The organism is Actinoplanes sp. ATCC 53533 (genome assembly GCF_003947245.1).
This window is the reverse complement of record NZ_QHHV01000297.1, coordinates 1-11054: the sequence shown is the minus strand read 5'-3', so window position 1 is coordinate 11054 and position 11054 is coordinate 1. Positions and strand designations below refer to the sequence as shown.

10 protein-coding genes are annotated in these 11054 nt (G+C 71.7%); 4 read left to right on the top strand and 6 right to left on the bottom strand.

Annotated elements, in window-relative coordinates:
- From DMB66_RS54510 to DMB66_RS54490, 5 genes are all read right to left on the bottom strand, one after another.
- A partial coding sequence (locus tag DMB66_RS54510) for a serine/threonine-protein kinase (RefSeq protein WP_148112883.1) occupies window positions 1–535 on the bottom strand: 535 nt, incomplete at its 3' end.
- A gap of 31 nt (window positions 536–566) precedes the next feature.
- Entirely contained in the window at window positions 567–4211 is a 3645-nt protein-coding gene (locus tag DMB66_RS54505; RefSeq protein WP_125811918.1) for an adenylate/guanylate cyclase domain-containing protein, read from the bottom strand.
- Window positions 4208–5011: an MBL fold metallo-hydrolase gene (locus DMB66_RS54500; RefSeq protein ID WP_125811917.1), complete on the bottom strand. Its 804-nt coding sequence runs from the start codon at window positions 5009–5011 to the stop codon at window positions 4208–4210. Before DMB66_RS54500 ends, DMB66_RS54505 begins: the two co-directional genes overlap by 4 nt.
- 104 nt (window positions 5012–5115) lie before the next feature.
- Window positions 5116–5601 carry a RidA family protein gene (locus tag DMB66_RS54495; protein WP_199753195.1) on the bottom strand — a complete coding sequence of 162 codons (486 nt, stop codon included), beginning with the start codon at window positions 5599–5601 and terminating at the stop codon, window positions 5116–5118.
- On the bottom strand, window positions 5598–5753 hold the full coding sequence (locus DMB66_RS54490) for a DUF4177 domain-containing protein (protein WP_125811916.1): 156 nt from the start codon (window positions 5751–5753) through the stop codon (window positions 5598–5600). The genes DMB66_RS54495 and DMB66_RS54490 overlap by 4 nt, the downstream gene beginning before the upstream one ends.
- A gap of 156 nt (window positions 5754–5909) precedes the next feature.
- On the opposite strand from DMB66_RS54490, the gene DMB66_RS54485 reads away from it, so the two are divergent.
- From DMB66_RS54485 to DMB66_RS54475, 3 genes are all read left to right on the top strand, one after another.
- Complete coding sequence (locus DMB66_RS54485) at window positions 5910–6893, top strand: hypothetical protein (protein WP_125811915.1); 984 nt, start codon at window positions 5910–5912, stop codon at window positions 6891–6893.
- 64 nt (window positions 6894–6957) lie between these two features.
- A complete protein-coding gene (locus DMB66_RS54480) occupies window positions 6958–7908 on the top strand; it encodes an ArsA-related P-loop ATPase (RefSeq protein ID WP_125811914.1) in 951 nt (316 codons plus the stop codon).
- A gap of 122 nt (window positions 7909–8030) precedes the next feature.
- Window positions 8031–9170 (top strand): ArsA family ATPase, encoded by a 1140-nt coding sequence (locus DMB66_RS54475; RefSeq protein WP_125811913.1) that lies wholly within the window; start codon window positions 8031–8033, stop codon window positions 9168–9170.
- A 23-nt stretch (window positions 9171–9193) separates the two neighbouring features.
- On the opposite strand, the gene DMB66_RS54470 is transcribed toward DMB66_RS54475, so the two are convergent.
- Window positions 9194–9496 carry a WhiB family transcriptional regulator gene (locus DMB66_RS54470; protein WP_041832981.1) on the bottom strand — a complete coding sequence of 101 codons (303 nt, stop codon included), beginning with the start codon at window positions 9494–9496 and terminating at the stop codon, window positions 9194–9196.
- Window positions 9497–9809: 313 nt separating this feature from the next.
- Here DMB66_RS54470 and DMB66_RS54465 point away from each other — a divergent pair.
- A partial coding sequence (locus tag DMB66_RS54465; protein ID WP_233625515.1) for a transglycosylase domain-containing protein occupies window positions 9810–11054 on the top strand: 1245 nt, incomplete at its 3' end.

The following is an 11054-nucleotide window of genomic DNA, read 5'->3' as shown; positions in this document are numbered from 1 at the left end:
CCGGGGTGAGCACCTCGAGGGTGACCGACGAATCGCGCATCTCGCCCAGCACGGCCAGTCCGAAGTCGGCGAGCACGGCCGGGTTGAAGTGCGAGTACAGGATGTTGGCCGGCTTGACGTCGCGGTGCAGCACCCCGTTGGCGTGCGAGTGCACCAGCGCGTCGGCGATCTTCACGCCCAGGTCGCGGGTCTCGACGGCGGTCAGCGGGGAGACCCGCATCCGGTCGAGGTACGACCCGTCGCAAAGTTCCATGATCAGGTACGGGTGCTGGTCGACCGTCACTCCCACGTCGAAGAGGTCGACGACGTGCGGATGCGACGACATGCGGCCGGCCGCTTTCGCCTCACGCAGGAACCGGGCCTGGTCACGGGCGTTGTCCAGGGTCCTGTTCTCCACCTTGATGGCGACGTCACGGCCGACGGAGTCCTGGGTCGCACGGTAGACGGTGGCATACCCACCTCGGGCCATGACCGACAAGCCGGACATGCCAGGCACGTAGGGTGCGGGGAGGCGGCCGGGCGGGGTGTGGGTCACGGATAAGAAAATACGCGACCGGTGGTCGGCTTCATCCCGGCACGTCAGACGCGTACGCGACAGATTCCGGCGGTTCCACGATGGAATGCGCCAATGCGTCCCTGAGATCCTCCGCCGCGGCGCGCTCGCTGAGCTGTTCCGAGGAGTGCGCCAGCAGCACTGCTTCCTCCGCGGCGGCCCGGGCGAGCTCCAGGGAACCGGCCGCCGCATTCACCCGGGCGAGGACCATCGCCGCGATCACTCCGCTGCGCACGTCCTCGGCCGGCACCTCCCGGGCGCGCCGGATCCACGTCGCCGCCGCGTCGATGTGACCGTCGGCGAGCAGCGCGGACGCGTACGACGCGAGCGCGTGCCGGCGGGAGAAGAGCAGCGAGCCGCCGGTGTCGCTGGCGATCGGCGCGAGCAGCCCGATCGCGGTGGCGGCGTCCCCGGCCCGCAGGCGCGCCTCGGCGAGCAGCACCCGCGGCCCGACCTGCGCCGGGGCGAGCGGGTTGTGCGGCTCGACCGCGGCCATCACCCGGCGGGCGTCTGCCTCGGCCGCCTCGACGTCACCCCGCTGCAGGGCCACGAAACCGCGCAGCGTCCCGGCCATGCCGAGCAGCAGCGGGTGGCCGGTCCGGTCGGCGTACGCCAGCGCGTCGGTGAGCAGGTCCTCGGCGTGCTCGGGCTGGTCCAGGCCGCGCGCGATGGCACCCCGCACGACCAGCGCCAGCCCGCGCCCCCAGTCGTCGGAGACGGCCTCGAAGTCCCGGTACGCCCGGCGCGCCTCGCCGTCCGCCTCGGCCAGGTCACCCAGCTCGGCCGCCGCGTACGCCTCGACCGCCCGCAGCGTGCCCACCGCCCAGCCCTCGCCGACCCGGTCGCCGAAGGGCAGGAAGATCCGGGCCAGCCGGCGGGACTCGTGCAGCCGCCCGGCCAGCAGCCGGGCGAACGCCGTGGTGCCACGCAGCCAGGAGCGGCCCACCGGGTCGCCCAGCTCGGCGAAGAGGCGGGCGGCCCGCCCGAGCACGGCGTCCGTGCCCGCGAAGTCACCCCGGGTGGTGGTCACCCAGGCCAGGTTCTGCAGCGCCCAGGCCTGTCCGTGCCGGTCCCCGGCGGCGAGCGTGACCTGGTACGCGGCCGCGAACCGGCTGCTCGCCTGGCTCAGCTTGCCGGCCAGGAAGTCGGCCATGCCCAGCCGGCGCATCGCGTTGGCGCGTTCCGGGGCCAGCTCGGCCTCGGTGGCGACGTCGAGCGCCTGCTGCCAGGCCCCGACGGCCCGCGCGGTGTCGCCCAGCGCCTCCTGCGCCCGGCCGACGACCAGCAACGCCTCGGCCCGGCACACCGGCTCGTCGTCCGCGCTCTTGGCGATCTTCTCGCCGTAGCTCAGCGCCTCGCCCGCCCGGCCCAGGCGCAGCAGCGCGCGGGCGTGCACGAGCTGGTCGGAGAGCGGCAGGCTGTCCTTGGCGATGGCGGCGGCCCGCTCCGCGTAGCTGATCGAGGCGGCCGGCTCGATGTTGGCCAGCGCGCGGCGGGCCATCCGGCTCAGCGCCGCGATGGCCAGCGGTGCGACGTCCCGGGCCGTGGCGTCGGGGCGCAACCGGACCGCGTCGGCCAGCTCGACCGCGCACTCGGCGTGGGTCGCGACGAACGCGTCCCGTTCGCTCTCGCTGAGGCTGAGCCGGCTGGCACCGTCGTAACCCAGCGCCGTCACGGTCTCCGGCGCGGCCCAGCGGGCCAGGTAGGCGTGCCGGTCGGCGAGGTCGGCCTTGCCGAGCCCGGCGTAGGCGGCCTCGCGCATCAGCGGGGTGCTGAAGGCGTACCCGCCGCGGACCCGGTGCAGCATGCGGCGTTGCAGCAGCTCGTCGACGGCCCGTTCCAGCTCGACTGCGGCCACCGCGCCCGGCCGGGCGTCGGCGGGGGCCCGGCGCTCACGCAGCGCCTCTATGACGCCGGTGGGCACCCGGTCGCCGACCACCGCGGCGTCGCGCAGGACCGAGCGCGGCTCGGTGGGCAGCGCGTCGATGCGGGCGGCCAGCACCGCCGCGAGGTCGCGGGAGAGCAGCTGGCTGCCCAGCGAACCGGCGGCGAGCTGCCACTTGCCGGCCGCGTTCGCGCCGACGGCGGGCATCAGCGCGCCGCGCTCCATCAGCAGCGTGACCAGCTCGGCCAGGTAGAACGGGTTGCCCTGGGCGGTCGCGAGCAGCCGGTCCGCGTCGGCCTGCGGCAGCTTGCCCCCGTTGAGATAAGAGGTCAGCAGCCGGGACGCGTCCGCACCGCGCAGCGGCGGCAAGGAGTGGATCTCGGCGTCGGCCAGCCGGGTCAGCGCGCCCGCGGTCCGGACCAGCTCGGGGCGGCCGAGCAGCATGAGGACCACCGGCCCCTCCAGGCGGGAGAGCACGGCGCCGAGCGCGTTGATCGTCTCGGCGGTCGCGTCGTGCAGGTCGTCGACGATGACGACCAGCGGGGTCTCCCGGGCCAGGGCGCTGAGCAGCCCGGCGACCGCGCTCGGGATCGTCTCGGTCTCCGCCTGGGTGCCGCCGGTGGGCTGATATTCCGCGACCGCGGCCGGGCCCACCGGGTTGGCCGGGGCCTCGCCGTAGCCCAGCAGCGCGAGCAGGCGGTCGAGGTCGAGCTCCGGCGCCCCGCCGTCGCGGGTGAGCCGGGCGACGAGCTTGCGCAGCCGCTCCTCGACCACCGTCCGGTTCATCGTGGCGGACACGTCCTTGGGCAGGCCCACGGACTTGCGCACCAGGTCGGCCAGGGGCGCGAAGCGGCGGCGCTCGCCGAACGCGCGGCACCGGGCCCGCAGCACCCGAGCGCCGGTCTGGGTGGCGAACCGGCCCGCGCCGACGTCGTAGCCGGCCGCCAGCCGCTTGACCTCGCCCGCGAAGCGGGTCTTGCCGATGCCGGCCTCGGCGGTCATCACCATGACCCGGGGTGTGCCCGAGTCGATGACCTCGGCGAGCCGGCCGGCGACCCGGCCCAGCTCGGTCTCCCGGCCCACGAACGGGGCCTCGTCGCCGAGGCCCGACCGGGTGCCCGGCGCGTCGTGCAGGCCGAGCAGCTCGTACGCCGGGACCAGCTCGCGTTTGCCCTTCAGCCGCAGCGCCCGCAGCTGCCGCCACGAGGCGACGTGCCGGGTGCCGGCCGAGGTCCGCGAGCCCGCGTAGACCGCGCCGACCGCGGCGGCGTCGGCCAGCCGGGCGGCAGTGTTCACGGTGTCGCCGATGACCGTGTATTCGATCGAGGCCTGGATGCCCGCGACCACCTCGCCGGTGTTGAGCCCGACGCGCAGGCCCAGCGGTGCCCCGCCGCCCCGCTCGTCGTCCAGCACCCGGCGGACGGCCCGCTGCATGCTCAGGGCGGCCCGCACCGCACGCTCCGCGTCGTCCTCGTGCGCCACGGGCGCACCGAAGACGGCCATGATGCCGTCGCCGGTGAGCTTGTCGACGTGCCCGCCGAAGGTCTTGACCGCGCCGGCCAGGGCGGCGAGCACCCGGTCGGTGACCGCGCCGACCCGTTCCGGGTCGAGATCCTCCGACCAGGAGGTGAAGTCGGAGAGGTCGCCGAAGAGCACGGTGACGATCCGCCGCTCCGCCGCGGGCAGCGTGGCCGCGGCGGGCAGGGCGGCACCACAGTTGTGGCAGAAACGGGCACCGGGAACGGCGACGGTTCCACACACAGGACAGGTCACAGCGGGTCCAACTGTTCCGGGGCGGCCTGTGATTCCCGCCTCAGGTATTCGAGTTGCGCGCGCGCCGACCAAACCGCGGCGAAACGGACTTCTGGTGCGATGTCCGGGTAGACGGCGTCGACGACGGCCGAGGCCGACTCCGCCCCGGCCGCGACCGCGGCCCGGACCTGCGTGAGCCGCTCCCGGCGGTGGGCGAGATAGGCCCGGGCGACCTCGGCGCAGTCGGTCAGCGCCGGGCCGTGCCCCGGCAGCATCGGGACCCGCTCGTACGCCGTCAGCCGCCCGAGACTCGTCAGATAAGCACCCAGGTCGCCGTCCGGCCAGGCCACCACGGTCGTGCCCCGGCCCAGCATGGTGTCGCCGGTGAAGATGACCCGCTCGCCGCCGCACTCCACCAGGAAGCAGATCGAGTCACCGGTGTGCCCCGGCGTGTCCAGCACGTGGATCTCCAGGCCGCCGCCGTCGAGCCGCGCGTCCCGCTCCAGCGGGCCGGCGAGCACGCCGTGCTGCGGGTCCGCCGCCAGCACCTGCGTCCCACCCAGGATCTCGGAGAGACGCGCGGCGCCCTGCACATGGTCATGATGACCGTGAGTGACCAGAATGAACAGGTACGGTCCGTGTTCGGCGATCCGGGCGAGATGATCCTCGTCCAGCGGACCGGGGTCGATGACGACCGCATGCTCCTCGCCCGGGGCACGCAACACCCAGGTGTTCGTGCCGTCCAGGGTCATCGGTCCAGCGTTGGGCGCACGCAACAGCGTGACCCAGCCCGGCAGCTTCTCGACCTCGGCGGCCCCCATGCCCCGAATCGTACGTCGCGCTGCGCTGACCGGCCGGGGACCGGATGTGCGATCCGGTCACCGGCGGTCACGACACCGCGGGAAATCAACATGCACTACGCGGATCAGGCGATCTCGGCGATGACCTCGACCTCGACGGGGGCGCCCAGCGGCAGCTCGGCGACGCCGACGGCGCTGCGGGCGTGCCGGCCCAGCTCACCCAGCACGTCGCCGAAGAGATTCGAGGCGCCGTTGATCACCGCGGGCTGGCCGGTGAAGCCCTCCGCCGAGGCCACAAAGCCGGTCAGCTTGACGATCTTCACGAGCCGGCCCAGCCCGACCAGCGCGTCGATCGCGGCGAGCGCGTTCAGCGCGCAGATCCGGGCCATCTCGGTGCCCTGCTCAACGGTCACGTTCCCGCCGACCTTGCCGACGTACGGCAGCTTGCCGTCGACCATCGGCACCTGACCGGAGACGTAGACATAGTTGCCGGACTGCACGGCCGGCACGTACGACGCCAGCGGCGGCACGACCGTCGGCAGCGTCAGGCCCAGCTCCGCCAGCCGGGCGTACGCGTCCACGCCGCCCTCGCCGGTCACCGGCGTGGTCACGACTTGGCCCGCTTCATGTACGCCACGAGCTGCTCGGAATTCGGGCCGGGCACGACCTGCACCAGCTCCCAGCCGTCCTCGCCCCAGTTGTCGAGGATCTGCTTGGTCGCGTGGACCAGCAGCGGCACGGTCACGTACTCCCACTTCTGCATTGCTCGTCCAGCTCCCTGTCACTCGGCGCGGGCTGGTGCCCGGCGACTTCGGCGACAGCCTAGCCAGGCGGCCGGAGCAGCCTCGCGGCTGTCCGGATTTCGTTACGCTGAGCACCGGGGCGGTGCGGCCCCGACTCCGCCGGCCGAGGAGGCACGATGACGCAACCGTCCCATGGCGAAACGGCGCGCACCTCGTCGATCGCGGCGCGCACCTCCTCGATCGCCGCCGCCGAGGAGCCGGATTTCGACTTCATCGACGCCCCGCCGCCCACCGGTCAGCTCGAGTGGCCGCCGGTCGGCTCCTATCCGGGCGAGCCCGGCCACCCGGACCCCGCGGCCCAGGCTGCCGCCGGCACCCAGCCGGGCACTTCGTTCCAGTCGGATGGCGATACCACGGTTGTCGGGATGCCGGGCGGCGAGCCGCCGGCTGCCGAGACCGAGGTGCTGGTCGGCGAGCCGGTGTGGCATCAGCCGCCGCCGGCCGGGCCCTTCCACGCCCGGCACGAGAAGCCCGGCGAGTGGCGCACCGAGCCGCCGGAGCACCTCGCCCTGGAGCACTCGCCACCCGCCGAGGTGCAGCCGGGTGTGCAGCACGACGAGCCGACCGAGGCGATCCCGCTGAGCATGCTGCCGCACTCGTGGGAGGTGCCGTTCGATCCGCACGCCACCGAGACCGTGGTGCTCGATCGGCCGCCCAGGCACAAGCGCCCGTTCTGGGTCGTGACCGCCCTTATCCTCACGCTGTTGATCTTCGGCGGCGGCACGGTCTCGGCCTATCTGCTGCTCCGCGACGCCGAGAGCGGCAAGGGCGCGCCCGACCCGGCCACGGCGGTCAACCGCTTCATGACCGCCGTCTACACCGTGCAGGACGCGGCCACCGCCGGGGACACCGTCTGCCGCGAGGCCCGCGACGCGCAGAAGCTGACGAGCCGGATCGACCAGATCAAGGGCTACGCGAACGAGTACGACGCGCCCTCCTTCCGCTGGAACGACCCGGCCGTCTCCAACCAGACCGGCGAGCGGGCCACGGTCGGCGTGCAGCTCACCATGATCACCGACGACGAGAAGACGGCCTACCAGCAGTTGACCTTCACGGTGGTGCGCAAGACCGGCTGGCTCGTGTGTGACGTAAGCGGCTGAGCCCACCCGCGGCGGAAAACCCAGGCGAGTTCGGTTGAGGAGTCCACGCCGTACCCTCGATCCTGTGGCAAGCAACGATTGGCCGGCGCGCCTGCACGTCGTGACCGGCAAGGGCGGCACCGGCAAGACCACCGTGGCGGCGGCGCTCGCGCTCGGGCTGGCGGCGGGCGGGCATCGCACCCTGCTGGTCGAGGTCGAGGGGCGCCAGGGCATCGCCCAGCTGTTCGGCACAGATCCGCTGCCGTACGCGGAACGCCGCATCGCGACCCCGGTCCGGGGGGACGGCGAGGTCCGGGCGCTGGCGGTGGATCCCGAGGAGGCCTTGCTCGAATACCTCGACATGTTCTACCGGCTGGGCGCGGCCGGCCGGGCGCTGCGCAAGATCGGCGCGATCGACTTCGCCACCACCATCGCGCCGGGCCTGCGCGACGTCCTGCTCACCGGCAAGGTGAAGGAGGCCACGACCCGCTCGTCGGACGGCCGGCGGGTCTACGACGCGGTCGTGCTGGACGCGCCGCCGACCGGCCGGATCGGGCGCTTCCTCAACGTCACCGCGGAGACCGCCAAGCTGGCCAAGATGGGCCCGATCAAGACCCAGAGCGACGGGGTGGCCTCGCTGCTGCGCTCGCCGATGACCTCGGTGCACGTGGTCACGCTGCTGGAGGAGATGCCGGTCCAGGAGAGCCTGGACGCGATCGCCGAGCTGACCGCGCTGGGCATCCCGGTCGGCCGGATCATCGTGAACGGCGCCCGGCCGCCGCTGCTGACCACCGGCAAGGTCACCAAGTCCGAGCTCAAGCGCGGCCTGGCCGCCGCCGGCCTGCCGACCGACCCGGCGACCGTGAACGGCCTGCATGCCGAGGCCAGGGCGCACCTGACCCGCCGGGAGCTGGAGGAGTCGCTGCGCACGGAGCTGGCCGAGCTGGGCCGCCCGATGGTGGAGCTGCCGCTGCTGGCGGACGGGGTGGATCGCGATGGCCTGCACGAGATGGCCGCGCTGCTGATGAGTGTCTGAGGCTGATGAGTCCCGTCCGACCGCCCCGCCGCCGCCCTTGACTTGACTGAAGACTGTCTGACCCGCCACACACCGCAGTGCTCCACACCGCGTCAAGGGCGCCGAGTCAGTACCCTCGGATCGTGGCCGCTGATCAGACCGCCCCCCGCCTGGACGTCGACGCTCTGCTGGCCGATCGGGCCACGAGAATCGTGGTCTGCTGCGGCGCCGGCGGCGTGGGCAAGACCACCACGGCGGCGGCGCTCGGCCTGCGGGCGGCGGAGCAGCACGGCCGGCGCACGGTGGTGCTGACCATCGACCCGGCCCGCCGGCTGGCCCAGTCGATGGGCCTGACCGAGCTCGACAACACGCCGCGGCAGGTCAAGGGCATCGACACCGAGGCCACCGGCGGCGAGCTGCACGCCATGATGCTCGACATGAAGCGCACGTTCGACGAGGTGGTGCAGGCGCACACCTCGCCGCAGCGCGCCGCGGAGATCTTCGCGAACCCGTTCTACCAGGCCATGAGCTCGACGTTCTCCGGCACGCAGGAATACATGGCGATGGAGAAGCTGGGCCAGTTGCGGGCGGGCGACGAGTGGGACCTGATCGTGGTGGACACCCCGCCGTCGCGCTCGGCTCTGGACTTCCTGGACGCCCCGGCCCGGCTGTCGCGGTTCCTCGACGGCCGGATGCTGCGCATGCTGATGGCGCCGGCCCGCGGCGGTCGCAGCATGTTCAGCCTGGTCACGGCCTCGTTCGGGCTGTTCTCACGGGCGGTGCAGAAGATCCTCGGCGCGCAGTTGCTGACCGACCTGTCGGGCTTCGTGGCGGCGCTGGACTCGATGTTCGGCGGCTTCCGCCAGCGCGCCGACGAGACGTACCGGATCCTGCAGGACCCGCAGACCGCGTTCCTGCTGGTCGCGGCCCCGGAGCGGGACGCGGTCCGGGAGGCCGCGTATTTCGCGGAGCGGCTGGTCGCGGAGCGGATGCCGCTCGCCGGCCTGGTGCTCAACCGCACCCACGAGGCCGCGCTGGAGACGGTGCCGGCGGCGGAAGCCGAGGCCGCGGCGGCCGCGCTGGACGCGGCCGGGGATCAGCAGGCCACCGCCGACGCGCTGCGCGTCCACGCGGCCCTGCTGCGGCTGATCGACCGGGAGGTTCGGGTGGCGGCCACGTTCACCGACGCGTTCCCGGACGTCCCCTCGGTCGCGGTGACAGCGCAGCCCGCCGACGTGCACGACGTCGACGGGCTGCGGACAATCGGTGCAGCACTTTCCTGAGACAGAGCCAGCACTGAAAAGAATCAGCGGGTGGAGACGAGCACCTTGTCGGCGCCCTTCTCCCGCAGCGCGGCTTCGAACATCTTCCGCCAGCTCGCCACGTGCGGGTGCCGGCGCAGCAGTGCGCGCCGTTCCCGCTCGGTCATGCCTCCCCAGACGCCGAACTCGATCCGGTTGTCCAGAGCGTCGGCCAGGCACTCGTAGCGGACCGGGCAGCTGCGGCAGATCCTCTTCGCCACGTTCTGCTCGGCGCCCTGCACGAACAGCGCGTCAGGGTCGCCACTCTGACACGCCGCCATGCTGGGCCAGTCGCTGATCATTCCCATCTGTTCACGTCCCCCCTTGCTTCCCCTGACGTCCGCAGACTCATGTCCCCTCAAGTCACACAGACGTCGTGCGATAGCTCGCCGGATCATCATGCTCTGTAGTCGGGCGATTACGCAACGTTGTCCCTCAAAAACGTATACCTCGGTAGTTCCGGGCATCTCGGGCTGACCGGACATCCAGAAGTTCGAAGAAATTCCTGGAATACGCCACGCTCAGCCGAGGGAAGAGGGAGGATCATTCTGGGCGAACCGTGACCTTCTATACCGGCGGTCACGTGTATCTTTCGCGTACCCTGCTCAGGTGACCTCCTGGATGCGCAGACGCGATCACAACATCTTCGCCAACGCGACCTCGCTGCTGATCTGTGGCCTGCTCGCGGGCGTAGTCGTGGCCGCGGCCGCCTTCCCCGCCGTGGCGATGTCCGGGCTCGCGGCCAAGGCCGGCGGCGAGACGTTCGCCAGCCTCCCGAGCGAGCTCAAGCAGGCGAGCGCCCCGCAGATCAGCCGGGTCTTCGCGGCGGACAACAAGACCCTGATCTCGGCGTTCTACGACGAGTTCCGCAGCGAGGTGCCGCTCAAGGACATCTCGATCAACATGCAGAACGCGATCATCGCGGCCGAGGACCACGAGTTCTACAAGCACAACGGCGTCGACCTCAAGGGTGTCGCCCGGGCGATCGTCAGCAACAAGAGCGGCAAGTCCCAGCAGGGCGCCTCCACGCTGACGATGCAGTTCGTCCGGATGTCCCTGGCCTACTCGGCGACCAAGCCGCAGGAGGTCGTCGACGCCACCAAGGACTCCCCGAAGCGCAAGATCAACGAAATGAAGTACGCGCTGCAGATCGAGAAGGATCTCTCCAAGCAGAAGATCCTCGAGGGCTACCTGAACAAGGCGCCCTATGGCAACGGCGCGTACGGCATCTACGCCGCCAGCCAGGTCTACTTCAACAAGAAGCCCAAGGACCTCACGGTCGCCGAGTCCGCCCAGCTGGCCAGCATGGTCAAGGCACCAAGCGCGTTCAACCCGACCACCGCCACCGGCTACCCGCAGCTCCTCATCCGCCGCGAATACGTCGTCAACGACATGCTGGAGCTCGGCTTCGTCACGGAGGTGGAGGCGAAGAAGGCGATTGCGACGAAGATCAGCAGGACGGTCAAGCGCCCGGGCAACGGCTGTGTGTCGGTGGCGAAGAACCACTGGGGCTTCTTCTGCGACTACTTCTACCGCTGGTGGCTGAGCCGCCCGGAGTTCGGCACGAGCACGTACGACCGGGAGCGGCGGCTCAAGAGCGGCGGCTACCGGGTCCAGACGTCGATGGACGTCAAGGCCCAGCAGGCCGCCCGCGACAACATCGGCAAAGAGATCTCGCAGAACAACAAGAACGCCCTGCTGCTCGCCGCGATTCAGCCGGGCACCGGCAAGGTCCGGGCCCTGGCCGCGAACCGCAAGTTCAAGCTGGATGACCCCGCGAAACCGCAGAACAAGATCTCCTCGGACCCGCGCAAGGCGAAGAAGAAGATTCGCGGCACGTATCCGAACACGACCAACCCGCTGCTC

What these genes read in the sequence shown, in the direction of transcription:
- DMB66_RS54490 (WP_125811916.1), bottom strand. Translation starts at nt 5,753, where the DNA reads ATGCAGAAGTGGGAGTACGTGACCGTGCCGCTGCTGGTCCACGCGACC.
- DMB66_RS54485 (WP_125811915.1), top strand. Translation starts at nt 5,910, where the DNA reads ATGACGCAACCGTCCCATGGCGAAACGGCGCGCACCTCGTCGATCGCG.
- DMB66_RS54500 (WP_125811917.1), bottom strand. Translation starts at nt 5,011, where the DNA reads ATGGGGGCCGCCGAGGTCGAGAAGCTGCCGGGCTGGGTCACGCTGTTG.
- DMB66_RS54470 (WP_041832981.1), bottom strand. Translation starts at nt 9,496, where the DNA reads ATGGGAATGATCAGCGACTGGCCCAGCATGGCGGCGTGTCAGAGTGGC.